At 46.1% G+C, this 24,488-nt stretch carries 21 protein-coding genes; 8 read left to right on the plus strand and 13 right to left on the minus strand.

What is annotated here, in order from left to right:
* Positions 1-406 precede the first annotated feature (406 nt).
* Genes BFN00_RS10850 through BFN00_RS10860 form a run of 3 tightly spaced genes read left to right on the plus strand, consistent with a single transcriptional unit; the run spans position 407 to position 3,318 of the window.
* On the plus strand, positions 407-1,534 hold the full coding sequence (locus BFN00_RS10850) for a Re/Si-specific NAD(P)(+) transhydrogenase subunit alpha (RefSeq protein WP_004645141.1): 1,128 nt from the start codon (positions 407-409) through the stop codon (positions 1,532-1,534).
* Positions 1,535-1,545: 11 nt separating this feature from the next.
* Positions 1,546-1,869 (plus strand): proton-translocating transhydrogenase family protein, encoded by a 324-nt coding sequence (locus BFN00_RS10855; RefSeq protein ID WP_004281642.1) that lies wholly within the window; start codon positions 1,546-1,548, stop codon positions 1,867-1,869.
* 3 nt (positions 1,870-1,872) lie between these two features.
* The gene (locus BFN00_RS10860; RefSeq protein ID WP_004281643.1) at positions 1,873-3,318 is read left to right on the plus strand and encodes an NAD(P)(+) transhydrogenase (Re/Si-specific) subunit beta; all 1,446 of its coding nucleotides are present in this window, start codon (positions 1,873-1,875) and stop codon (positions 3,316-3,318) included.
* A gap of 269 nt (positions 3,319-3,587) precedes the next feature.
* On the opposite strand, the gene rsfS is transcribed toward BFN00_RS10860, so the two are convergent.
* From rsfS to BFN00_RS10885, 5 genes are all read right to left on the minus strand, one after another.
* On the minus strand, positions 3,588-3,995 hold the full coding sequence (gene rsfS / locus BFN00_RS10865) for a ribosome silencing factor (RefSeq protein WP_071851619.1): 408 nt from the start codon (positions 3,993-3,995) through the stop codon (positions 3,588-3,590).
* An 81-nt stretch (positions 3,996-4,076) separates the two neighbouring features.
* Positions 4,077-4,865 (minus strand): hydroxypyruvate isomerase family protein, encoded by a 789-nt coding sequence (locus BFN00_RS10870; protein WP_071851669.1) that lies wholly within the window; start codon positions 4,863-4,865, stop codon positions 4,077-4,079.
* 39 nt (positions 4,866-4,904) lie between these two features.
* Positions 4,905-5,774 (minus strand): NAD(P)-dependent oxidoreductase, encoded by an 870-nt coding sequence (locus BFN00_RS10875; RefSeq protein ID WP_071851621.1) that lies wholly within the window; start codon positions 5,772-5,774, stop codon positions 4,905-4,907.
* A gap of 36 nt (positions 5,775-5,810) precedes the next feature.
* On the minus strand, positions 5,811-6,599 hold the full coding sequence (locus BFN00_RS10880) for a crotonase/enoyl-CoA hydratase family protein (protein WP_071851623.1): 789 nt from the start codon (positions 6,597-6,599) through the stop codon (positions 5,811-5,813).
* Positions 6,600-6,705: 106 nt separating this feature from the next.
* Complete coding sequence (locus BFN00_RS10885; protein ID WP_004645149.1) at positions 6,706-9,513, minus strand: GacS-like sensor histidine kinase; 2,808 nt, start codon at positions 9,511-9,513, stop codon at positions 6,706-6,708.
* A gap of 362 nt (positions 9,514-9,875) precedes the next feature.
* On the opposite strand from BFN00_RS10885, the gene cysM reads away from it, so the two are divergent.
* The 5 genes from cysM (at position 9,876) to BFN00_RS10910 (ending at position 16,163) form a co-directional block, all read left to right on the plus strand.
* Positions 9,876-10,805, plus strand: coding sequence for a cysteine synthase CysM (gene cysM / locus BFN00_RS10890; protein ID WP_071851625.1), 930 nt, complete (start codon positions 9,876-9,878; stop codon positions 10,803-10,805).
* An 18-nt stretch (positions 10,806-10,823) separates the two neighbouring features.
* Entirely contained in the window at positions 10,824-11,642 is an 819-nt protein-coding gene (locus BFN00_RS10895; protein WP_071851627.1) for a 3'-5' exonuclease, read from the plus strand.
* Positions 11,643-11,648: 6 nt separating this feature from the next.
* Positions 11,649-13,037, plus strand: coding sequence for a 23S rRNA (uracil(1939)-C(5))-methyltransferase RlmD (gene rlmD / locus BFN00_RS10900; RefSeq protein ID WP_071851630.1), 1,389 nt, complete (start codon positions 11,649-11,651; stop codon positions 13,035-13,037).
* A 32-nt stretch (positions 13,038-13,069) separates the two neighbouring features.
* A complete protein-coding gene (locus BFN00_RS10905; RefSeq protein WP_044110572.1) occupies positions 13,070-15,379 on the plus strand; it encodes a RelA/SpoT family protein in 2,310 nt (769 codons plus the stop codon).
* 100 nt (positions 15,380-15,479) lie between these two features.
* Entirely contained in the window at positions 15,480-16,163 is a 684-nt protein-coding gene (locus BFN00_RS10910; protein ID WP_004281653.1) for a S24 family peptidase, read from the plus strand.
* Positions 16,164-16,187: 24 nt separating this feature from the next.
* On the opposite strand, the gene secF is transcribed toward BFN00_RS10910, so the two are convergent.
* From secF to queA, 8 genes are all read right to left on the minus strand, one after another.
* Entirely contained in the window at positions 16,188-17,162 is a 975-nt protein-coding gene (gene secF, locus BFN00_RS10915) for a protein translocase subunit SecF (RefSeq protein WP_171260795.1), read from the minus strand.
* Positions 17,163-17,170: 8 nt separating this feature from the next.
* The gene (secD, locus tag BFN00_RS10920) at positions 17,171-19,069 is read right to left on the minus strand and encodes a protein translocase subunit SecD (protein ID WP_071851634.1); all 1,899 of its coding nucleotides are present in this window, start codon (positions 19,067-19,069) and stop codon (positions 17,171-17,173) included.
* 51 nt (positions 19,070-19,120) lie between these two features.
* Positions 19,121-19,450 carry a preprotein translocase subunit YajC gene (yajC, locus tag BFN00_RS10925; RefSeq protein ID WP_004645158.1) on the minus strand — a complete coding sequence of 110 codons (330 nt, stop codon included), beginning with the start codon at positions 19,448-19,450 and terminating at the stop codon, positions 19,121-19,123.
* 100 nt (positions 19,451-19,550) lie between these two features.
* Positions 19,551-20,681: a tRNA guanosine(34) transglycosylase Tgt gene (gene tgt, locus BFN00_RS10930; RefSeq protein WP_071851639.1), complete on the minus strand. Its 1,131-nt coding sequence runs from the start codon at positions 20,679-20,681 to the stop codon at positions 19,551-19,553.
* A 130-nt stretch (positions 20,682-20,811) separates the two neighbouring features.
* Positions 20,812-21,654, minus strand: a complete 843-nt coding sequence (locus BFN00_RS10935; RefSeq protein WP_071851641.1) for a DUF4303 domain-containing protein — start codon at positions 21,652-21,654, stop codon at positions 20,812-20,814.
* Positions 21,655-21,767: 113 nt separating this feature from the next.
* The gene (locus tag BFN00_RS10940; protein WP_071851643.1) at positions 21,768-22,337 is read right to left on the minus strand and encodes a LemA family protein; all 570 of its coding nucleotides are present in this window, start codon (positions 22,335-22,337) and stop codon (positions 21,768-21,770) included.
* A 49-nt stretch (positions 22,338-22,386) separates the two neighbouring features.
* Positions 22,387-23,415, minus strand: coding sequence for a hypothetical protein (locus BFN00_RS10945; protein WP_071851645.1), 1,029 nt, complete (start codon positions 23,413-23,415; stop codon positions 22,387-22,389).
* Between the two features lie 16 nt (positions 23,416-23,431).
* On the minus strand, positions 23,432-24,466 hold the full coding sequence (queA, locus tag BFN00_RS10950; RefSeq protein WP_071851647.1) for a tRNA preQ1(34) S-adenosylmethionine ribosyltransferase-isomerase QueA: 1,035 nt from the start codon (positions 24,464-24,466) through the stop codon (positions 23,432-23,434).
* Positions 24,467-24,488 lie beyond the last annotated feature (22 nt).

Here is a 24,488-nt window from a genome sequence, read left to right on the forward strand (position 1 = left end):
TAAAAAAACGGCGCAGCTAAAGTGCCGCTATCTATAGGGACTAGAGAAATTAAAAATCTACTTCTGAATCAAGAAATACAGCAATCATTGTCAGAATCATCAATGTAACAAAATAAATCACAAATTTGCGCTTATTTACACCAGCAAAATCTGGATATTTTATTCAGCGGAATGAATATCGTTTATAAAAGCATCGAATATGAATAGCCGTTAAATTAAATAAATGTGCTATCACAGCATCATTTTTATGAATCATCAGTTCAAAATATAGGTATTTATTAAATAAATAGTAGGTGGTAATTTCAAACAGTTTGATTAGAATCCAAAAATTCAACAAGAACACATCCTGAGGGGAAGCATCGTTTAGGCGATGTTTACTTAAGAAAAATTAGCTTGAGGAACGCTCATGCAGATCGGAATTCCAGCCGAAACTGTTGTCGGTGAAAATCGCGTCGCTGCGACGCCAGAGACAGTAAAGAAATTGATCAGCGCAGGACATAGCGTGATTATCGAACGTGGTGCAGGTGTTAAAGCTGCCTATATCGATAGTGCCTATGAACAAGTTGGTGCCAAAATTACGGATGATGCCTATACCGGCAGTCAGTTGATTTTAAAAGTTCGTGCACCGAAAGGTGAGGAAATTCAAAAACTCAACCCGAACACCACTATCGTGGCAATGTTTGATCCTTACCGTAATACTGAGCTTGACCAATTCGCGGCACAAAACGTGTCTGCATTTGCATTAGAACTTTTGCCACGAACCTTGTCTCGTGCGCAGAACATGGATGTCTTGTCTTCTCAAGCCAACCTTGCAGGTTACAAGTCGGTGCTTTTGGCTGCGGCTGAATACCAGCGCATGTTCCCGATGCTGATGACTGCTGCGGGTACGGTTAAACCGGCTCGTGTCGTGATCATGGGTGTCGGCGTAGCGGGTCTGCAAGCGATTGCCACTGCAAAACGTTTAGGTGCCATCGTTGAAGCCACGGACCTGCGTCCAACTGCCAAAGATCAGGTTGAATCTTTAGGTGGTAAATGGTTAGACGTACCGATGTCTGCTGAAGAGCAGCAAAAAGCGGCTGATGCGGCTAAAAATGGTTATGGCTGGATGCCGGGTGAAGAATACATTCGCGATCAGGCTGCAATTGTTGATAAAGCGGTATCGAATGCTGACATCGTGATTACCACAGCGCTTTTACCGGGTCGTGATGCACCGCGTTTAATCCGTGCTGAAACAGTTGCGAAAATGAAACCGGGTTCAGTGATTCTGGACATGGCAGTAGAGTCTGGTGGTAACGTTGAAGGTTCGAAATGCGGTGAAACAGTCCATACCGACAACGGCGTTAAAATTCTCGGCATTCCAAATATTCCGTCGACTGTATCAACTGAAGCCTCTGCTTTATACGCTCGTAACGTATTTAACTTCGTTGAAACACTATTTGATGCAGATAAGAATTTTGTCCTGAATCAAGAAGAAGAAATTCAAAAAGCCCTACTTGTCACTCATGGCGGCCAAGTGCTGCTGAAACGTGGTTAAGGAGAAGACTCATGGTTGAAACAATTACGATTTTTGTCCTTGCCATTTTCGTAGGTTACTACGTGGTGTGGGGTGTAACGCCAGCATTGCATACGCCGTTGATGGCGGTGACCAATGCCTTGTCATCGATCATTATTGTCGGTGCGATGATTCAGACCGTTGGCCTGCCGGTGATTGGCGTTGAAGGTAGCGTGGATTTTCAGACCATTAACGTGGTGAGCGTACTTGGCGCGATTGCAGTATTCCTGGCGAGCATTAATATTTTCGGTGGCTTTGCCGTGACTGCTCGTATGCTGGAAATGTTTAAACCTAAGCAAAAGAAAAAAGAGGGTTAATCCATGGAAATGATTCGAGAATATGCGGATTGGTTCTACCTGATTGGTGCCGTTCTTTTTATCCTGACGCTACGTGGTTTATCAGGTCCCAAAACTGCGATTGCCGGTAACCGTTACGGAATGATCGCGATGGCGATTGCGGTCGTGACTACCTTCTTTGTGGCTGAGAATCCAGTGGTCTGGATGATCATTGGTGCAATGGTGCTAGGTGCAATCGTGGGTATTGCCCGTGCACGTACAGTTCCAATGACGCAGATGCCTGAAACTGTGGCATTGATGCACTCATTGGTGGGTCTGGCTGCAGTCTTGATTGCTGTCGCTGCCATTATTCACAACAACAAACTGATCGAACTTGGTCCAGACCTATTGGCTGCCAATGGTGTCAATTTCCATGAAATGAGTCGTGTTCATTTATTTGAACTGTTTGTGGGCTGTTTCGTAGGTGCGATTACCTTTACAGCATCAGTCTTTGCTTACGGCAAACTGGCTGCAAAGAAATGGGCAAAAACTATTTCTGGCGCATGGGTGAAACCGGTTCAGGCGATCATCTTTATTGCAATGTTAGGTTTTGGTATTCACTTCTTCCTGACGGGTAATATGACATCGTTCTGGGCGATGACAGGTCTTGCGCTGGCATTCGGCTGGGTATGGATTGCGCCAGTTGGTGGCGGTGACATGCCAGTGGTGGTATCGCTTCTCAACTCATTCTCGGGTTGGGCAGCAGCGGGTATTGGTTTTACCCTGGAAAACAACATGCTGATTGTTGCTGGTTCACTGGTGGGTTCATCGGGTGCGATTCTGTCTTACATCATGTGTAAAGCGATGAACCGCTCAATCATCAACGTTTTGTTTGGTGGTGCGATGGGTGGTGCAGCTGCACCGACAGCAGGAGCAGGTGAACAGGTTCAACGTAATCACCGTTCAGGTTCGGCAGATGACGCAGGCTTCCTGATGTCAAATGCAGACAGTGTAGTGATTGTGCCAGGTTATGGTATGGCGCAAGGCCGTGCCCAAAATGCGGTAAAAGAATTGGCTAACTTGCTGAAAGAGCAGGGCGTAACGGTTCGTTTCGCGATTCACCCGGTGGCAGGTCGTATGCCGGGTCATATGAACGTACTCCTTGCTGAAGCGGACGTACCGTATGAAGACATCTTGGAAATGGATGAAATCAACTCAGACTTTCCGGCAACAGATGTGGTGCTGGTCATTGGTGCCAACGACGTTGTGAACCCTGCAGCGAAAGATGATCCAACCTCACCAATTTATGGCATGCCGATTCTGGAAGCGCATAAGGCACGTACGATTATGGTGATCAAGCGTTCTATGGCAACCGGTTATGCGGGTCTCGACAATGACTTGTTCTATAATGACAAGACCATGATGATCTTCGGTGATGCCAAGAAAGTGGTGGAAGATATGACCAAAGCCATTAATGGTACGGGTCACTAATCATTTAAATCATTAGAATCCCCCTAAGTCCCCCTTTAATAAAGGGGGATTTTTTATTTTATATCTTGAAAAAAGAATTATTGAGTGGTCATCGAACGTCTAGGTTTATGATGAATTGATCCTAAAATAACAATCAAATCGGTACATAAGACAAGATGAAAAGTAAAGAAAAATAGCTAACAGATTGAGTGGTATTAATGCTTATAAAGTTGGATGAACAGGCAATAAAAAAGCGACCTACACAGGTCGCTTTTTTGAATATTTAGTTTTTACGCTACAGAGTCAGTATCTGCAGGGTTGCGCCATAAGCTTTCCAGGTCATAGAATTTACGCGCTGTTGGAAGCATACAATGAACCACAACATAACCAAGGTCGATGAGGATCCATTCGGCATCACGTTCGCCTTCAATACCAAGAGGGCGGAAGCCAGCTTTACGTGCTTCTTCAGCAACGTTATTGGCCAATGATTTGATGTGACGTGTCGATGTACCGCTTGCAATGACCATAGCATCAGCCACATTACTGATACCGCTGACATCAAGCTCAACAATTTCTTTTGCTTTTACATCTTCAAGTGCAGCATGTACGACTTTTAAGCAGTCCTGTACAGCTTGAGAATTTGAATTCATAGTAAGATCGTGAGAATTAGAAGCGCTGGGCGATGGTTCTAAATTCATGGGGAGTGTAATTTCCTAACAATTATGCATGGTCTAATATAGCGGTTTTAGTCCTGAATTTCAAATGAAGCCGCAGTCCACTCAGTCATGCTCCGGAAAGAACTCAGCTTTCCAGCCAAAGGAATCGTTGGAATGTCCGCTGGGTTTATACTCGGCAGCGACATAACCTTGATATTGACTATGTTTTAACCACTGAAATATATCATGATATTGAATAGAACCCGTATTGGGTTGATGCCGTCCGGGACAATCCGCAAACTGGATATGACCAATCGAGGCAATATTTTCTTGCAAAGTTTCCAGGACATCTTCGCCCATCATTGCCATGTGGTAACAGTCATACTGCATTTTTAAGGCCGGATGATGCACGGCCTCCAGCATTTCCTGTGCTTGAGCAACATTTTGAATCAAAAAACGTGGCATATCGATGCCATTGATCATTTCAAAGACCGGTTCAATTTGATGCTCAAGCAGCATTGAACAGGCCATTTTCAGGTTACTCGCCAGCGTATTCAGGCAGGGCAACAGATCACAGTCCAAGGGCTGTTTTCCTGCCAGGATATTGACTCGGGGTACATTCAGTGCGGTAGCATACTGGATGGCCTGCTCAACAGCATGACGAAACTCGATTTCCTGTCCTGGAATGCCGGCCAGACCATGACCGCCCTGCATTAAATCGCCTGCTGGCACATTAATCAGGCACAAGTTCAGCTGATGCGTGCTGAGCTGGTTTTGAATCTGGCCAATTGTGAGCTCATAAGGAAACTGGATTTCCACATGATTAAAGCCCTGTGCATGAGCCAGCGCGAAGCGTTCGATCAGCGGCACTTCGGTAAAAATCATCGACAGGTTGACGGCAAGTTTAATCATGTATGTCTCTTCAATATTCAGGGCTGCATCAATCAAGCGTTATGAATGTTTTAGTTGCTGGATTACAGTAGCCAGATCTGCTTCGGCAAAGCCTTGAGCCTGATGGGCCTGTAACTGTGATAATGCCTGAGTCGCGACTGGAACATCCAGATCAAAGTTTTGTGCCAGTTGCACGGCATTATTCAGATCCTTGGATAAAGTCTGCACTTTCCATTGCACCGGTACAAAAGTCTGGGTGGCCATACGCGGAGCCAGAATCTGAAAAGGCTTGGAGTCGGCAAAACCACCTGCCAACGCTGGCGCCAGTAAGCGTGTATCTACCCCGGCAAGGCCAGCTAGGGCTACGGCTTCTGCAATCAGGGTACTATTTGCCGCGACAATCAGCTGATTACAGATTTTGGTCGCCTGACCGGTACCCGTATCCCCCATACGGGTGACACGCTGGGAAAGTACTGCATAGATCGGATTAAGATTTTCAATCGTCGTGGCATCACCACCCGCAAAAATCACCAGACTGCCTTGTTCGGCTCCAACTGTACCGCCTGAAACCGGAGAGTCAATCCAGGTTACTTTCTTAGCCTGTGCTTGTGCAGCAAGTATTTGGGTTTGCTGTACTGAAAGGCTGGAGAAATCTACAATCACTTGCTCTGCAACCAAATACGGTTCGATCTGAGCAAAAACAGATTGCACTGCATGATCATCTGCCAAGCAGCTGAGAATGACCGGATAATTGGCAATCTGGTCTAAAGACAGCGCAGTCGCGCCCTGATCCAGCAAGGGCTCACAGGCTGCTGGTGTGCGATTCCAGACCGCTACCTGAAAACCTGCCTGAAGCAGACGTGTGGCCATACGAGTGCCCATCAGCCCCATCCCTAAGAAGGCAATTTTAGTATCAAGATTCAACTGCATGCTTTGGTTTATTCCTTTCCTGGATTCAGACTTGGTTTATTTGTACTGGCGTGGCACAAACTGAATATCTGGGTTTTTGTCTTTTTTACGAGCCAATTGACTATTTTTACCCAGTAATAATTTCAGCTGCCAGATTTTTTCCATACGCAGGGATTTATTTGGATGATGCTGCATGGCATCTAGTACAAATTTAGAGGCCATCAGCGCATCTGGAGAGCGTTGCAGCATTTCTTCAGCCAAGGCTTGTGCTCTAGCTAAAGGTTGTTGATCGACATGGGTGATCAGACCGATTTCTTTGGCATATTCACCATCAAAAATCCGGGCAGTTAAGGTCAGTTCTTTGGCCAGATCAATCCCAATCAGGCCTTTCAGTGAACGGCTGAGTCCCATGTCTGGCACCAGTCCCCAACGAGTTTCCATAATCGACATTTTGGTGTCAGGATGGGCAATGCGGATATCTGCGGCCAGAGCAAGCTGCATCCCGGCACCAAAACAGAAGCCCTCCATTGCGGCAATCACCGGAACTGGTAATTCTTGCCAGACCAGAAATGCTTTTTGAAATAAGCTTTGACCAGGACGAATCAGTTCCCATGCGGCATAAGCACGATTTTTAGGATTATTTAAATCTGCCAGATCAATACCGGCACTAAAGACCTGGGCCTCGCCAGTTAAAATCACACAACGGATGCTTTTATCTTTTTTGATTTTCTGTGCAGTCGCGACCAGTTCGCGCAGCAGGGCAAAGCTCATGGCATTGCGTTTATCCGGACGATTCAGTGTAACAGTGGCAATGCCGTTATTTTTTTCCAAGCGCACGAGTGACATGGCATTCTTCCTTACTTTTCCTGGCTTGAGCATAGCATGCAGCCTTTAGGCTTGCATGACAGCTCAGTCACACTTCTTAAGTCATGGACTGAGCCACTTCAGAGGTTTAATTCAAATGTTGCTTCAAAATTTGCTGGGCAGCCTGTTCAACCTGTTCAACCACGGCTTTGAGTTCATCAAAATATTTCAGCACGTCCTGAACAAAGTTTTCATCGGCCTTACGGCGTTCTTTGCGCAGGGTTGAAACGAACTGTTCAAAGCCACCGGTGACTTTCTGTAAAGTCGGTGCACCGACATAGCGGGTCGCGCCGTATAAACGATGCAGCACATGTTCCAGTTGTGGGAAATCTTCCAGTTCAATCAGTTGCTGCATTTCATCGAGTTCATCCGCAAAGCTGTCCACCAGCATGCGTAACAGATCTACCGCCAGATCTTCCTTATTGGCTGCCAGTTGCAGGCTTTGCTGCCAGTCCAGAATATTTGGATCCAGAGCATCAATCACATTGGCACGTTCCAGTACCGGAATCCGTTTAAAATGCTCGGTGGTCCAGTGCGTCAAAATTTGGATAATCTGCTCGATCTGGATCGGCTTGGTGACATAATCATCCATGCCGTTTTGCAGCAGTTTATGTTTTTCATCAGAAAGTGCATGCGCCGTCAGTGCAATAATCGGCAGGCGGCTATGATTTTCAAAGGTCGATTCCAGCGAGCGAATAGCACGGGTGGTATCGATCCCCGACATGACTGGCATCTGAATGTCCATAAAGACCAGATCAAATGCTGGCTGTTCCTGTTCATAACGGCGCTGAATAATATCGATCGCTTCCTGCCCGCTGAGGGCTTTGGTCGTAGTGACATTGAGTTCACCCAGCAATGCTTCCAGAACAATCAGGTTGGGTAAGTGATCATCCACGGCCAGAATATGCAGGCCTTGACCATTAAATTCTTCATGCTGTTCCTGGTCGAAGACCGGCTGATTGCCGAGTAACTGAATCAGCGCGCTGCGGCTGAGTGGCTGATGCAGGGCACGGGCACGATGGTCATTGAGCATGCTTGGATCCAGTTGCATCTGATAACCATAGACAGCCAGATGACCCTGATAACGTGAACGGATTTCGCGTAACAAGACTTCACTGTCACCACTATGATCGACGATCAGCCAGGTATTTTCGCTATTCTGTAAATGATTCAGACGGCTAAACAGATCCAGAATTGATGCACATTCAATATGTTTAACCTGATAATTTTCCAGATAATGCCGCAGCACATTCGCAGTTGCCGGATGTGCAAGATAAGACACCACGGTCAATTCGCTAAAATCTGGATGCTCAATCACGGTATCTTCATCGACCAGGAACTGGGCAGTAAACCAGAAAGTAGAGCCTTTTTCGGTTGGAGCACGTTCCTGATTGTCTTCAAAACCAATCTGGCCATGCATCAGGCTGACCAGCTGTTTGGAAATTGCCAGACCAAGACCGGTACCGCCAAACTGACGGGTCACCGAGGTATCACCCTGCGAGAAGGACTCAAACAGCTTTTTACGGTCGGTACCACTCAGGCCAATGCCGCTATCCTGTACACTAAAATGCAGCACACACTGATCCATTCCATCATGTTCCATGCGTGCCCGGACAATGATTTCTCCATCCGGAGTGAATTTGATCGCATTGGAAATCAGGTTGGTCAGAATCTGTTTAAATCGTAGCGCATCACCAATAATGTGTTTTGGCACACCATCTGCATAATAGAAGGCCATATCAATATGTTTTTGTGCTGCCAGAGGTGACAACATGTCCATCACATCAAAAATCGCTTCTTCCAGATCAAAAGGTGCCGTTTCCAGTTCCAGTTTGCCGGCATCAATTTTGGAAAAATCCAGAACATCATTGATCAGTGCCAGCAAATGCGCCGAAGACTTACGAATGGTCTGCAAATACAGGCTCTGCTCGTTGCTGAGATTGCCCTGACGTAACAACAGATGAATAAAACCATCAATACTGTTCAGCGGGGTGCGCAATTCATGGGAAATATTGGCCAGAAACACCGACTTGGCCTGGTTGGCCGAGATCGCCTGGTCGCGTGCCTGACGATAGGTAATATTCTGGACTTCTAAAGTGTCGAGGGTGCGGCGTAAATCGTCTTCGGTCTGTTCGGTATGTTCACGCAGTTCCAGAAAGCTGAAATGCAAACGTTTCACCACATTGGCGATATCACGTTGCAATAAACGCAGCTCGCCGGTGCTGTTAATCACCATATGCTGGCCGAGGGTATCGGCATTCAGGCGTTGCAATTGCATGCGAATCTCATACATTGGGGCGATCCAGCGCCGTGAGTAGAAATTCAAGCAAAGTAATAACAATAATAAGGTCAGTAATCCGGTCGCAATCAGTACGATCAGTACTCGGTAACGGGCAATTGCTAGCGGCTGGTTATCCAGTTCGATCGCCAGCCAGCCGGTAGAAAAAGTGTTTTCATTCACTTTAATGGCATAGATATGATTATCTTGATGCAGAATCGGACCAACAAAATTGCCGCTTTTCTCAAATTCTGGCCAAGGCGCCTGTTCCTGAAAACCAATGCCCAAACGGTTCTTGCCATTTTCATCCAGAACTGCTGCCCGAACCAGATGCTTTTCATTCAGCATGTTCTGCATGGCGTTGTGAGCCTGGTCATATTGCCATGGATACAGATTCAAGATATCCAGTGCATATTCTGAGGTGCCTTGAAAACGGGTGAGAATCGCAATGGCCATCTGCTTCTGCTGGGCACGTGCGGCATTCGAGGTCTCAGTCAACACCAGCATGGCACCGACACAGGCCAAAATGGTAATCGGCACAAAAATCAGCGCAATCAGCTGTCCATAGGCATGATTTAAGTGTAGGCGTTTAAACAGCTTTTTGTTGATCGTTGACATGATTTAAGCAGTATTTTCTTTATGCCTGGCATATTAGCATGCTTTAAATCGACAGTTAAAATTTAAGCATAATTTTTATAAAGCTTCGGATTAGCAGTTAAAAATACAAGAGATTTCAGTTAATTTTGCTCAGGTACAGCAAGACTAAGACGCACGAAATTTCAATCTGTAAAAGTGCCAGACTGAAATAGTATTTTCATCTTCATTAGCGAGCTGCTTCACCTGGCTAAATTATCGGGAAATGTAGTTTATGGCTTGATAGTGTGTGAGTTTTAGTGAGTTTTCTGAAAAAGCCTTGCTAAATGGGTGCAGGGAAAAGCATTTTTTCATACAATAGCCGCACCTCGATATAGGTGCAAATAATGAGTAATACCATCCCTGATTTTCAAGCAGATGAATTTTTGTTAGACCATTATGTAGGCAAAACGCCGCTGGTGCGTTTACAGCGTCTGGCAAGTCACACTCAAGCTACAGTACTCGCGAAACTCGAAGGCAATAACCCAGCAGGTTCGGTCAAAGACCGTCCGGCCTATAATATGATCATGCAGGCCGAGAAGCGTGGGCAGATCAAACCGGGTGACACCCTGATTGAGGCAACGAGCGGAAATACGGGGATTGCATTGGCGATGGTCGCAGCAATGCGTGGCTATAAAATGAAGCTGATCATGCCGAACAATATGAGTCAGGAACGTAAGGATGCGATGCGTGCTTATGGTGCCGAGCTGATTGAAGTGACCAAAGAGCAGGGCATGGAAGGTGCACGTGATCTTGCTGCTCAAATGCAGAATGATGGCGTGGGGCTGGTGCTGAATCAGTTTGGAAATCCGGACAATGTTGAAGCGCATTACCTGACCACGGGTCCAGAAATCTGGCAGCAAACCGGTGGCAAGATTACCCATTTTGTCAGCTCAATGGGGACCACCGGCACCATCATGGGGGTGTCAAAATATCTGAAAGAAATGAATCCTGATATTCAGATCGTTGGTTTACAGCCATCTGATGGTTCAAGCATTGCCGGAATCCGTCGCTGGCCAGAAGAATATCTGCCAACCATTTTCGACCGCAGTCGCGTGGATCGCATTATTGATATTCCACAAATCGAAGCTGAAAAAATCATGCGCAAGCTGGCACAGAAAGAAGGCATCAGTGCCGGAACCTCTTCTGGTGGGGCAGTGTGGGCGTCGATTAAACTGGCGGAAGAACATCCGGATGCAGTGATTGTGTGTATTATCTGTGACCGTGGTGACCGTTACTTGTCTACAGGGTTATTCTCTGTACAAGATTCTGAATAATTATTTGAGCACTGTTTTATGCGCCTGCCTGTTTTAACTTTCGATATTGAAACCCAAACCGATCTCAAATCAGGCGCGCATCTGTTTGGTCTGGACCTGCCCGAGGCAGATCTGGATCAGGCCCTGACCAAATTACGCCGTCAGGATTCAGGCTCGGATTTTCAGCGTTTACCACTGCATGAAATCGTCTGTATTTCCGGTTTATGGATGGATGAGCAGGGCATGAAGCTGTTTTCGTTTAGCCAGGAACAGCATTCTGAAGCAGAAATTTTGAAAAAATTCTTGTCCATTTTTGACAAGCGACATCCGACTCTAGTGAGTTGGAATGGCTCACAGTTTGATTTACCAGTAATTTTATACCGCGCCATGTATCATGGGCTCTCTGCACCGAGTCTGTTCGATCAGGGCGAAATTGATACGCAAAAGCGTTATAATAACTACCAGAATCGTTACCATCATCGTCATGTCGACCTGATGGATGTGATGGCCATGTTTCATGCTCGTCATTTCCAGAAGCTGGACGATGTTGCACATTTGTTGGGCTATCCAGGCAAGCGCGGTGACGGAGCTTATCGGGTTCCGGAATATGTCCGCAATCAGCAATGGACCGAATTGACGTCTTATTGTGAAGGTGATGTCCTGAATACCTGGCTGGTGTATATCCGCTGGTTGCTGTTAAAAGGCCAACTGTTACTGCCAGATTATCAGCATCTGCTGCAAAGCACGATTCAATATTTGCATACTCAACCGCAGCATGCGGACTTTTTATCAGTTTGGCGTGAGACTTCGCAACGAACTGAATTTACCCAATTTGATTTTCCCATCTCCACACCCTAGGTTTTCATGAAACATCGAGCACAAGCACGTCCTACCCAGCAACCCGAGTATATTTTTCAGGTTGAGTCACTATCGCATGAGGGACGTGGCATCGCTCATTATGGTTCACATCCGGATCATCCGCAGCATAAACATGGCAAGAAAGTCTTTATCCGTTATGCCTTGCCGGGTGAAACCGTGCGTGCCCGCATTACCCGCGAAGTTAAGAAACTCGAAGAAGCCGACAGTCTTGAATTGTTGAGCGATGCTTCTGAAATTCGCGTGGAACCCATCTGCCCGCATTTTGGGTCTTGTGGCGGCTGCAATATGCAGCATATCGTGCCAGATGCCCAGATTGATTTGAAACAGAATGTCTTAAAGTCACATCTTCAGCATTTTGCTGGAATCCAGCCGGATCAATGGCTACCACCTTTACGTTCACAACGTGAAGATTATCGCCGTAAAGCCCGGATTGGTGTGCGTTATCTGCCTTCCAAGGATCAGCTGGTGGTGGGCTTTCGTGAAAATCAGTCCAACAAACTCACGCCGATTGATCGCTGTATGATCTTGGATCATGAGTTTGGCTCGGTTACACGTCTTAAACAATTGCTGCAAGGTCTCAATGGTAAGGCCGACATCGGTCATATAGAATTGGCCATGGGCGATCAGGACATTGCACTGCTGGTGCGTGAAACTGCAAAATTATCTGCCGATGATGTCAACCAATTGCGCGAATTTACGTTACAGAAAGGCTGGCAACTGTATCTGCAGCTTGCCGGCAAAGAAACGCTCTCGCGAATAGATGCTCCAGAAGCATCTGCACGCTTACACTATGGTCTTGATGACTTTGATGTGAAATTCGGCTTTAATCCTCTGGACTTTACCCAGGTAAATTCAAGCATCAATCCGCAAATGGTACGATTGGCATGTGATTTGCTTCAGCTACAACAGGGTGAACGGGTTCTGGATCTGTTTTGTGGATTAGGAAACTTTTCTTTGCCGCTGGCGCGCTGTGTTGGTGCGTCGGGTCAGGTGATTGCGGTCGAGGGAAGTGATGAAATGGTTCGACGTGGTGCGGAAAATGCCAAAAACAATGGTATTGCACAAATAGCGTTCTATTCACAAGATTTAACCAAAGATTTCTCGCACCACACTTGGGCAAATCAAGGTTTTGATGCATTATTAATCGACCCGCCACGTGCCGGGGCAGAAGAAGTGATGCATTATATCCCTCAGTTTGGAGCAAAAAGAATCGTTTATGTGTCATGTAATCCTGCGACACTCGCCAGAGATGCAGGACTCTTGGTACAACAGGGCTATCGTCTCACCCAAGCGGGCGTGATGGATATGTTTACACATACTGGACATGTTGAATCAATCGCATTGTTCGAAAAAGAAAATCAAATAAACGATTAAAGAAATGATGTTTTTAAAAGTAGGAGACGGGTATGGTCACAGTACGTGAGCAACTCCCTGGACGACTCAATGAGTTGTCACAGGAGACGACTGTAGAACATGCCGAACAAGCACACCAGGATCTGACTGAGTGGTTGGATCGGGTTCGTGGCATATTAGATGGCGCACCTTTAACGCAGCTCGAAGAAGTCGCCCACTTAACATTAGAAAGAGAGCTGCAAAGTACGGTTCAGCACCGCTCCAATACCTTTTATACTGGTATTGAGATGGCGGATATTCTGGCGCATCTGCATGTCGATGAAGATACTTTGTCCGCAGCCATGCTGTATCGTGCTGTTCGTGAAGGCGTCATGCCACTCAGTGAAGTATTGGAACAGTTCGGCGAACAGGTGCATAGCCTGGTCAAAGGTACGCTTGCCATGGGTAAGCTGTCTGAGCTGATCGAAAAAAATAAACGCCTGGAAGATCATTTCAATAATAACCAGCGTGAACATCTGTCTGGCATTTACAAAATGCTGATCTCGGTCACCGAAGATGTACGTGTCGTTCTGGTCAAGCTGGCCGAACGTACCTATGCCTTGCGTGAACTGGCCAATTCCTCGCGTGAGCGTCAGGAACGGGTGGCCCGAGAAATTCTGACCATTTACTCGCCACTGGCACACCGCTTGGGCATTGCTCAGTTGAAGTGGGAGCTGGAAGATCTGGCTTTCCGTTATCTTGCGCCGGAACGTTATAAAGAAATTGCTTCCTTACTGAATGAAAAGCGTCTGGAGCGTGAACAGTATATTCAGTTTGTGATTGATAAATTACGCAATGAATTGGCTGAGCATGGCATCGAAGCTGAAATTAATGGCCGGGTGAAACACATTTATTCGATTTATCGAAAAATGAAAAGCAAGAACCTGAGCTTTGACCAGCTCTATGATATTCGTGCGCTACGGGTACTGGTGAAAAGTGTACCGGAGTGTTACCACACTTTAGGTATTGTGCATCAGATCTGGCGCCACATTCCGCATCAGTTTGATGACTATATTACCAATCCGAAAGCCAATGGTTATCGTTCTTTACATACTGCGGTGATTGCCGAGAATAAGTCACTTGAAGTGCAGATTCGTACTCATGCAATGCATGACGAAGCTGAACTTGGGGTGTGTTCACACTTTAATTATAAAGAAGGCGCGAAAACCACAGATCGCTCCTTTAACCATCGTCTGCATTCCTTACGTGCGGTACTTGAGCATTATCAAGAACGTAATGAAAGCAGTGCACATAAAGAATCTGAAGATGAAATAGAGAATTTTGAGCATATTCAAGATTTTGAAGGCTTCGAAAAGATCTATGTGTTTAGTCGTGATGGCGATATCAAAGAGCTACCACGTGATTCGACCGTGCTCGACTTTGCTTATCATGTGCATACCGAAGTCGGTAACAAGTGCTATGCCGCCCGGGTAAATCAGCGCTATGTGCCGCTGACCTACACCCTGAAAACCGGTGAACAGGTTGAAATTCTGACCAAAAAAGACCGGGAACCGAATCGGGACTGGCTGGTTAATTCACTGGGTTATATCAAGACAGCCCGGGCAAGAGATAAGTTGCGTCACTGGTTCCGTCAGCAGGATCGTAGCAAGAACCTGGAAGTCGGCCGTGAAGTACTGAACAAAGAATTGTCACGTCTGGCAATTCACCCGAAATCGATTGATCTGAGTGATTATTGCAACCACTTCAATGTCAAAACCGGTGATGACATTCTGGTCAATCTGGTCAATGGCGATATCAGCCTGCATGCCCTGATTAATCAGGTGAACCGTCACATGCATCTGGATCAGGATGAACCTGAACTGGTGCTAAAACCTGCCTTGAATCCGCGTGCCAGTCATACACTGTCAGCGCACGGGATTCTGATCGACGGTCTGGATAACGTAGAGCTGCATGTCGCGCAGTGTTGCCAACCGGTGCATGGTGAGTCGATCGCTGGCTATATCACTCTGAATCGTGGAGTGAGCATTCATAAGGTCGCTTGTCCGGACTATGTTCGCATGATCACTCAAGAGCCTGAACGTGCTGTAGAAGCTGATTGGGAAATGCAGCCGACTCGCGGTCAGAGCGTACAGATTGTAGTGGAAGCTTATGATCGACGTGGGTTGCTCAAAGATCTGACCCAGGTAATTTTCTCGGATCAGATCAATATCCGTCAGGTGAATACCATTTCGGAAGCAGACGGTATTGCCAATATGAAGCTGCTGATTGAAGTCAAAGGTCTGGCACAACTTTCCAAACTGCTGGCCCGTCTTGAGCAGCAACCGGGAATTATCAGTGCACGCCGTCTGGTGCAGGGTACTTAATTCCCCTTATGTAAGTTTAAAAAGCCTGTAATTTAATTGCGGGCTTTTTTATTGTAAGGTATTTGAATCACATGCATAAAAAATAGACCAGAAACCCAAGATGAGTGCGACCGAAATATTTGAACGTAGACGGAATAATCTGGCCAAGGTGATTGATCTGCTGATCGAGACGCAGCAATTTAAAACCGGCAAAGAGATCTGTGAACATTTTGGCTTATCTGCTTCATATATTGCGCAATTGCTGAATAGCAAACGCCAGATCGGGGAGAAGGCAGCAAGGGAACTGGAACAACAACTGGGTCTGGATACTCTTATTTTAGATCAGTCGGCTGAGCCAAAAGTTGAATTAGCTCCAATTCCAGAGCAAGGCGTATTATTTCAGATGCAGGTGGTGCAACAGCAGGCATTTGCACTTATTCCTATAGATTCTGCATTTTCATTCAATCAGGATATTTTTCATCTGCAAGCACAGCATTATGCAATTCAGGTAGCAGGGCCGTATTATTTTCCCAGCTTAAAACCGGGCTGGTGGCTGATCTGTGACAAACAGGCCGAGTTATCCACTGCAGGCATACTCTGTGTGTATCTGGTTAATGGCCTGCAGCTCATTTTGCAGTTGGTGAGCGAAGCTCAAGATCATTATGAATTCCAAAGCCTAGATGAACATCGACAGGTGATTTTCCAAAAAACCGATATTGAGAAAATCCATCCAGTCATTGCGATTATTCCCACTGCCATATATTCAAACGGCAGAAATAATTCAGCCCATCATAAGACGGGCTGAACGATGAACATGAAACAGAACAGATTATGGAATCTGGTTCTCATCTTCAAATTCTGGCTTCACCTGAACAATAAAGTCCTGACGGTTCAGACCACGCCACAAGGCAAAGGCTGTACCGATATAAATTGAAGAATAGGTACCAACAAAAACACCGACAAACATCGCGATCGAGAACCATTTCAGGCCATCACCGCCCATAACCATCATCGCAACCACAACCAGTAATAAAGTCATGGAAGTATGAATGGTACGACGCAAGGTTTCAGTCAGGGCAATGTTGATAATCTCGACCGGTTCTGCACCACGAATCTTACGGAAGTTCTCACGGATACGGTCAGAGACCACGATATTATCGTTCAGTGAGAAACCGATGATTGCAAGGAGTGCCGCAAGTACAGTGAGGTCAAATGGCCACTGCATCATCGCAAAAATCCCGAGGGTGACGATAATGTCATGGAATAGTGACAACACGGCACCCATGGCCAGCTTGAACTCAAAGCGGATAGTGACATAGACCAGCATCAGCAGGAGTGCCAATGCCACAGCACCACCAGAACGGACATAGAGCTCGTTACCGACCTGTCCACCGACGACATCGACCTTGGGTACTTCTGCCGCATTATTTGGCAGTTGAACCGCTGCTGTAACAGCCTTGGTCAAGTCTTCAGCTTCGATATCTTCCTGAACCGGCATACGCACCATCAGATCACGTTCAGAACCTAAAGTCTGAACCACAGCATCATTAAAGCCTGCCTGGTTCAATGCCTTGGAGACATCTTCAGGTTTGACCGGATTGGTATAGTTCAGCTCGGCTGCCACACCACCGGTAAAGTCCAAACCGAGGTTCAGGCCTTTAGTAGCAATAAAGAAGATACTCGCAACGGTTAAGAGGATTGAAAACAATGCCGCAGGCATCGCAATCTTCATAAACGGAATAATGCGTTCGTCTTCCGGGCGACCGTACTGTTTTTGATTCAGTTGAGTATTTTCAGTCATCAGTGATCTCCTTAAATGCTCAACTTTTTCAAGTTACGTTTTTTGCCATAAATGAGCTGTACCACGGCACGCGTTACTGTAATTGCAGTAAACATCGAGCAGACAATACCAATCATCAGGGTAACGGCAAAGCCTTTGATCGGACCTGTACCAATCGCGAACAGAATGAACGCCACCAGGAAGGTGGTCAAGTTCGAGTCGAAAATGGTGTTATAGGCACGGTCATAACCGGCCACGATCGCCTGTTTTGGCGACGCCCCCCATTTTATTTCTTCCCGTATTCGTTCACAAATCAGTACGTTGGCATCGACCGCCATACCGATGGTAATGACGATACCGGCAATACCAGGAAGGGTCAGGGAAGCACCAATCCAGGACATGACTGTCAGAATCATCGCCAGGTTAAAGACCAGCGCAAAGTTAGCAATCACACCAAACACACGGAAGAATACCACCATCCAGATGGCAACCAGAAGGAAACCGATCTGAGTTGAAAGTACACCTTTATCGATGTTTTCTTGACCCAGACTTGGACCAATCACACGTTCTTCAACAAAATACATTGGCGCAGCCAACGCACCTGCACGCAGCATCAAGGCAAGTTCAGCAGCTTCTTGTGGCGAGTCCAGACCGGTAATACGGAACTGAGAACCCAATACTGCCTGAATGGTTGCAGCGTTAATCACTACAGATTCAGTATACGGGGTACGAACTTCAGTTTGAGTGCCGGTCGCAGGGTCTTCCACATAATTAATGCGCTGTTTGTTCTCGATGAACAAAACGGCCATACGTTTACCGACCGCATTACGGGTTGCATCAGCCATCAGTTTGCCGCCTGCGCTGTCCAAAGTAATGTTTACTTCGGCGCCGCCGGTGTCCTGACTAAAGCCAGAAGATGCATTTTGTACCCGTTCACCAGTTAAGATACGGTTACGGTTAAGCAGAAGCTGACGACCGCTGTCCAGTGATTCATAAGCGAATACTTCTGTGCCTGGTGGCAATGCACCCGTTGCCTGACCGGTATATGGATCGATGTATTGATCATTCAGGTCAGACACTAAACGGAACTCGAGGTTCGCAGTACGACCCAGGACACGTTTCGCTTCAGCGGTATCCTGTACCCCTGGCAATTCAACCACAATCCGGTTGCTGCCTTGGGTTTGAACCAGTGCTTCTGCCACACCTAACTCGTTAATACGATTACGTAAAGTGGTCAAGTTCTGGTTGACTGCATAAGATTCAATTTCTTGCTTACGCACATCAGTATAGTTCAAACGTAAAGTCGAACCGGTCTCGGTCGCAACAGCCTGCTGGGTAAACTCATTGCCATTACGGCGCAAGAAGTCCATCGTTGCAGAACGGTCATCATTGTTGGCAAACTGCATCACAATGGTGTTGTTGCTTAAATTCAGGCTATTAAATTTCAGGTTGTTATCACGCAACTGACGACGTAGATCCGTCGCAGAGGTTTCCATACGCTGGGAAATGGCCTTGTCCATATCCACTTCAAGCAAGAAGTGAACACCACCACGTAAATCCAGGCCGAGCTTCATTGGTTTGGCACCAATTTTTTGCAGCCATTCTGGGGTGGTCGGGGCAAGGTTCAGTGCAACCACGTAATCATCACCTAAACCACGACGTAAAGCCTCTTTGGCTTTAAGCTGTGATTCACTTGAATCTACACGTAATAAGGCTGCATTGTTGCCAAAGCTATTGTCATGGGTGGCAATATTTTCAGTTTTTAAAATTTGCTCTGCTTTTTGTACGATGCTTGCATCAATTTGAGTACCGGCTTTGGCACCCGAAATCTGTACAGCAGGTTCATCTGGATACAAACTTGGCAGGGCATATAAGGTACTGATCACCAGGACAACCAGGATCAGTACATATTTCCATGCTGGGTAACGCATTCGTTTTCTTCTTAAAATGAAAAAGTCGTGCGAGGGCACGACTATTTTTGATTAAAGGTTATTTAAAGTGCCTTCAGGGAGGACTGAGATCACACTTGCACGTTGAACTTTGACTTCTACACCACGGCTCAATTCAACCACTGCGAAATCACCTTCAATCTTGGTGATTTTGCCCATTAATCCGCCTGCAAATACCACTTCACTGCCAACGCCAAGGCTGTCGACCAAAGCACGGTGTTCTTTGGCACGTTTAGATTGAGGACGCCAGATCAAGAAATAGAAGATTGCAATAAAAACAGCAATCATCAAAAGGTTAGCCATCATGCTTGGTTGTTGTGCAGCTTCACCTGCAGCGTGAGCAGTCGAAATAAAAAGGCTCATTACATTTTCCTAAAATAAAAAACTGGTGATCAACTCGATAATAAATTGACATATTCTTGCAATTTACATTGTCTTTTTCCTCAGCGCAAATGCTGATGGATTAATCTTGCGGACAAGGTGGCACTTCCAGGCCACGGCGGGCATAAAAGTCATGAACAAATTCGTCAAATGTACCGTTGTCTAATGCATCACGCATCGCTTCAGTCAAACGCAGGTAATAGCGCAGATTATGAATCGTACCGAGCATTGAGCCGAGCATTTCCCCACATTTCTCAAGATGGAATAAATAGGCACGGGTGAAATTCTGGCAGGTATAGCAGTCGCAATGCGGATCGAGTGGGCTTTGGTCATGACGATATTTACTATTACGGATCCGCACCAAGCCGTCTGTCACAAAATAGTGACCGTTACGTGCATTTCGGGTTGGCATCACGCAGTCAAACATATCGACACCACGACGCACCGCTTCCACAATATCTTCAGGCTTGCCGACACCCATCAAATAACGCGGTTTATCTGCAGGCATTTTTTCTGGAAGATAATCCAGTACCTTGATCATTTCCTCTTTTGGCTCACCAACGGACAGGCCGCCAATCGCATAACCATCAAAGTCGATTTCTAGCAGGCCTTTTAAAGATTCATCACGTAAATCTTCATACATGCCGCCTTGAATAATACCGAACAGCGCATTACGGTTTTTCAGCACGTCATGATGCTGGGTTTTACAGCGTTTGGCCCAGCGTAAAGACAGCTGCAACGATTTTTGTGCTTCTTCATGCGTCGCAGGGTAGGGCGTACATTCATCAAAAATCATCACAATGTCAGAGTTCAGCGTGTGCTGAATATCCATTGAAATTTCAGGAGATAAAAATACTTTTGAACCATCAATCGGCGAGCGGAAGGTGACACCTTCTTCTTTAATTTTACGCATTGCGCCCAGACTGAAGACCTGGAAGCCGCCTGAATCGGTCAAAATGGGACTATTCCATTTCATAAAGCCGTGCAGGCCGCCATGTTCACGAATCACATCCAATCCTGGACGTAAATACAAATGGAAAGTATTGCCCAGAATGACTTGAGATTTGATCTCTTCAATGTCGCGTGGCAACAGACCCTTGACCGTACCATAAGTACCCACAGGCATGAACATCGGGGTTTCCACCACACCATGTTCAAGCGTTAAACGACCACGACGGGCACGGCCCGACTGACCTAATTTTTCAAACTTCATAGGAGTTCCACATCAAGGCGAAAAAACAGTTCGCTGATTGTTATAGCTAAAGGGCGCTATTTTCCTTGATTCTTACGCTAAACGCCAGCATTGTAGAGCATTCGCTCTGTAATTTTATTTATCGCTGAAGCTAGGGAACATCCGGGGAAATTGGCGGATGTGTAGAAAACTGCTGCAAGCGCTGCTGAATATCTTCCCGGCTCAGGGCGCAGCTGCCATCCGGCTCAGAGGCCATTGCGGCGATATGCTGGATCAGTTTCTGGATATAAATATTGCTATCGACAAAATAGGATTCCAAAGTCAGCAAATAGGCATCTTGCGCCACTTGTAGATAGTCATAAGGCTCCATCACCAGCATCTGCTCCAGATCAATCAGAATATCTTTGTCGTTTTGCGAGAGTTTCAAGCGTTTCTGCATGGCAGGTAAATGAGTAGTTTGTCTGGATGCCAGAAATTCCTGTAAATGAATATGCTCAGGATTAAGTGTCTGTGCAGATTGGCATTCAAATTCGACTTGGGTTGGCAGGCTCATGAAAAACAGGATGCCATCCAGATCCAGACCATAGGCCTCAGAAAGACGATGTTTGGCCTGTTTAAAACTATCCAGCAATAAATCCAGATGCGTCGCGTGCAGCTGTTTCTGCTGTGCCAAGACCGGATGGCCAAAGCTGTGCTGGGTTTTAAAATAATCGGCCAGCAAGGTTTTAAAGGGGATGAGTCCAGAATCGGGCAAAGCGTGGGCCCGATAACGCCATTTCCGGACATTCCAGCGATCCTGTTCAGCCAGATATTGCTGAGGATCTTCTGGATCTTTAAAAATACTGCGTTCAGTCGAAATGGCCAGATCATCCAGCAGTAAAAATTCGTCAAAGACCAGACTACAGGCATAGATTTGATCATCCTGATAATGGTCGTATAACCGATAAAATTCCTCGACCAGCGTCTGTTGCAACTGCTCTAAATAATCCAGCATAATTTTTATTCTTTATTTTATAAGTTTTAGACAGGTACAGCCGCATCCTTGGCTGTTTTTATAATAAGTTAATGCGCCAAGGATGCAAAATTTTATCAGATATTGCTGTTCACTCAGTGAAAGTTCGGACGGTAATCAAAATTCTGGGTCACGCTTTGATCACGGAAGGGACGTACCACTTTTTTTCTGAGCAACATATTGTTAATGATGTTGTGCGGAAAAATCTGGATCTGGTTATTAAACAGCTCGACATTGCGATTATAAATGGTAATCGCAGCACCGACATTTTCATTCTGTTCTTCAATTTCAGCCATCATTTTCAGATAGATGTCATTAGCTTTCAGTTCCGGATAATTTTCAATCACCACATTCAAGCTATGCATCAACTGTTTATTCAGACTTTCAATGCGTTGCAACTGTCCAATATCGGCATCCTTGATATTCAGGTTCATGATGTTCTGACGCAGTTCGGTGACTTTTTCTAGCGTGCCTTTTTCAAAACTCGAGTATTGCTCGACCAGCGGTTGCAGCCCATCCAGAATTTTCAGTTTTTGCCGTTCATAACTGGCGACATCCGACCAGGCGCGAATCGTGGCGTTATGATGACGGACAATACTGTTGCGGATCATGATAATCGCGACAATCAGTGCCACAATGACCAAACATAAAATCAAAAATCCCATCCGAGATCTCCCCAAGCTATATCTATATTTTAAAAATGATGCGAAAAATTTATTTTAAAAACTGCAGCAGATCATGTTGTAAGTTTTCGAGCTGTTTTAATTTAAACGTTCTCAGATGGCCACGCAATGCGGGAATGTCATTAATGTTATTCTGCTTGCTCGACACCTGAAATAAATCATGTGGCCCCAGATAACACAGTATTTTATTTTCTGGGTGAAACAGTAAATCACCCTGACGCTGTTCAAAAAAATCGGCCAGTCGTAGCACAAAACCCGGACTGAGTAATTTGGCAGTCTGCATCGGATCGCTGCCATAAAAGCTTAATCTCTGGTTGGTGCGAATATCGCTGCTGTGCCAGGGATGGCTATAAGGATAATAAAATTTCTTTCTGGAGGTGGTGACCGCCAGTCCCTGAATCTGGATATCAAACACAAACACGCCCCACAGGTCTTTATGGACCTGCATCAGTTTGACCGGTTGGCCCTCCTTGTTTCGGGTCTGTACTTCATCAATATAGTGGTATTGAAATAGCAGCACCTGATGTTGCTGGCCGTTTTCGTCTTCCCAGACCGTGCTGGCATAACGCTGAATCTCATTACTCAACGAACCTTGCTGGAATACTGGAAATAATTGTTTTAAATGCCGGATAAAGTGCAGGGGATTGAGTGGCATGGAAATATGCTGTGGCTGTTGTTGAAAGGCAAGCTGATATTTCTTGGCCAGTGCCTGTTCTTCCAGAAAAGCAATGACTTCCTCTAAGGGTTGCTGCTGTTCATAGCAAATATAGGCCCAGAAGATGCAGAGACAGCCGAGAAAAACACTGCCCTGAATCCAGATATTTCCCGGCGCAATAAAAATGCTGCCAATCAGAAAAAGCCCAATTCCGGCAAGCGCAAGCGGCAGGTTATTTTCAAACTTGAGCGTAATCGGGCCATTCCAGGGATGCAGTCCGTCGAGCAGTTGCTGATGTGTTTTGGCCTGTTGACCCACTTCCCAAAGCCGAGCGATATTCTGAAACACCACTGCATTTTTCTTGCGACGAATATGAATGGACTGTTGTACAGACTCGATCGGCATGGGCAATGGTTCTCAATTATTTCACCTGATCAATCAGCATGGCATCGCCATAACTGAAGAAGCGATATTTGCTGTCTACTGCATGCTTATAAGCATTCAGAATATTGTCACGATTGGACAAGGCAGACACCAGCATTAACAGGGTCGATTCTGGTAAATGGAAGTTGGTGATCAAACGATCGACCACTTTAAACTGATAACCTGGATAAATGAAAATCTGGGTATCACCTGTCCAGGCTGCCAGTTCACCGTTATGTGCTTGCGCTGCACTTTCGACTGCACGGGTGGCAGTCGTCCCCACGGAAATGACTTTATTGCCACGGGCTTTGGTCTGGCGAATCATATCGACCGCAGTTTCAGGGACATCGCACCATTCGCTGTGCATGATGTGATTTTGAATATCATCGGTACGCACTGGCAGGAAAGTACCTGCACCAACATGTAGGGTCACAAAAGTTTTTTGAATCCCTTTGGCTTCCAATTTTGCCAGCAGATCGGCATCAAAATGCAGGCTGGCAGTAGGTGCTGCGACGCTGGCCAGTTTAGTCGGGTCATTAAATACGGTTTGATAACGTTCGGTATCAATCTCTTCCGCTTCACGGTTGAAATAAGGCGGAATAGGCAAGGCGCCGTATTGATCCAGCACATCGAGAATCGGTTGTGAAAATTCTACAATAAACAGATTTTCATGACGGCCTTGTACCGTGACTTTAACTGCATCCGGGCCAATAAAAAGCTCTGCACCGGCTTTCGGAGTATTACTGGCCTTGATATGGCAATAGGCAATAAAGCGATCTTGCATACGCTCAACCAGCACTTCTACCGCACCGCCTGAAGCACGTTTACCTTTTAAACGGGCCTTCATGACTTTGGTGTCGTTTAATACCAACAGGTCGCCGTCTTCAAGTAAATCCAGAATGTCAGTAAATTGATGGTCGTGATATTGACCCTGGGCATCGAGGTGTAGCAGGCGAGAGGCACTGCGTGTTTCCAGAGGATAGCGAGCAATCAGCTCATCGGGGAGATCGAAATTAAAATCAGAAAGTTGCATGATGATTTACGCTAAAAAAACT

Origin of the sequence: Acinetobacter sp. AR2-3 (assembly GCF_001878775.1) — a bacterium.
Classification (GTDB): Bacteria; Pseudomonadota; Gammaproteobacteria; order Pseudomonadales; family Moraxellaceae; genus Acinetobacter; species Acinetobacter lwoffii_D.

Coding starts and splice junctions, on each gene's coding strand:
- BFN00_RS10850 (WP_004645141.1), top strand. CDS start 407: ATGCAGATCGGAATTCCAGCCGAAACTGTTGTCGGTGAAAATCGCGTC.
- yajC (WP_004645158.1), bottom strand. CDS start 19,450: ATGAGCCTTTTTATTTCGACTGCTCACGCTGCAGGTGAAGCTGCACAA.
- BFN00_RS10875 (WP_071851621.1), bottom strand. CDS start 5,774: ATGCAGTTGAATCTTGATACTAAAATTGCCTTCTTAGGGATGGGGCTG.
- BFN00_RS10945 (WP_071851645.1), bottom strand. CDS start 23,415: ATGCCGATCGAGTCTGTACAACAGTCCATTCATATTCGTCGCAAGAAA.
- BFN00_RS10905 (WP_044110572.1), top strand. CDS start 13,070: ATGGTCACAGTACGTGAGCAACTCCCTGGACGACTCAATGAGTTGTCA.
- BFN00_RS10935 (WP_071851641.1), bottom strand. CDS start 21,654: ATGCTGGATTATTTAGAGCAGTTGCAACAGACGCTGGTCGAGGAATTT.
- BFN00_RS10895 (WP_071851627.1), top strand. CDS start 10,824: ATGCGCCTGCCTGTTTTAACTTTCGATATTGAAACCCAAACCGATCTC.
- BFN00_RS10885 (WP_004645149.1), bottom strand. CDS start 9,513: ATGTCAACGATCAACAAAAAGCTGTTTAAACGCCTACACTTAAATCAT.
- BFN00_RS10860 (WP_004281643.1), top strand. CDS start 1,873: ATGGAAATGATTCGAGAATATGCGGATTGGTTCTACCTGATTGGTGCC.
- secD (WP_071851634.1), bottom strand. CDS start 19,069: ATGCGTTACCCAGCATGGAAATATGTACTGATCCTGGTTGTCCTGGTG.
- cysM (WP_071851625.1), top strand. CDS start 9,876: ATGAGTAATACCATCCCTGATTTTCAAGCAGATGAATTTTTGTTAGAC.
- BFN00_RS10910 (WP_004281653.1), top strand. CDS start 15,480: ATGAGTGCGACCGAAATATTTGAACGTAGACGGAATAATCTGGCCAAG.
- BFN00_RS10870 (WP_071851669.1), bottom strand. CDS start 4,865: ATGATTAAACTTGCCGTCAACCTGTCGATGATTTTTACCGAAGTGCCG.
- BFN00_RS10855 (WP_004281642.1), top strand. CDS start 1,546: ATGGTTGAAACAATTACGATTTTTGTCCTTGCCATTTTCGTAGGTTAC.
- rsfS (WP_071851619.1), bottom strand. CDS start 3,995: ATGAATTTAGAACCATCGCCCAGCGCTTCTAATTCTCACGATCTTACT.
- tgt (WP_071851639.1), bottom strand. CDS start 20,681: ATGAAGTTTGAAAAATTAGGTCAGTCGGGCCGTGCCCGTCGTGGTCGT.
- rlmD (WP_071851630.1), top strand. CDS start 11,649: ATGAAACATCGAGCACAAGCACGTCCTACCCAGCAACCCGAGTATATT.
- queA (WP_071851647.1), bottom strand. CDS start 24,466: ATGCAACTTTCTGATTTTAATTTCGATCTCCCCGATGAGCTGATTGCT.
- BFN00_RS10880 (WP_071851623.1), bottom strand. CDS start 6,599: ATGTCACTCGTGCGCTTGGAAAAAAATAACGGCATTGCCACTGTTACA.
- BFN00_RS10940 (WP_071851643.1), bottom strand. CDS start 22,337: ATGGGATTTTTGATTTTATGTTTGGTCATTGTGGCACTGATTGTCGCG.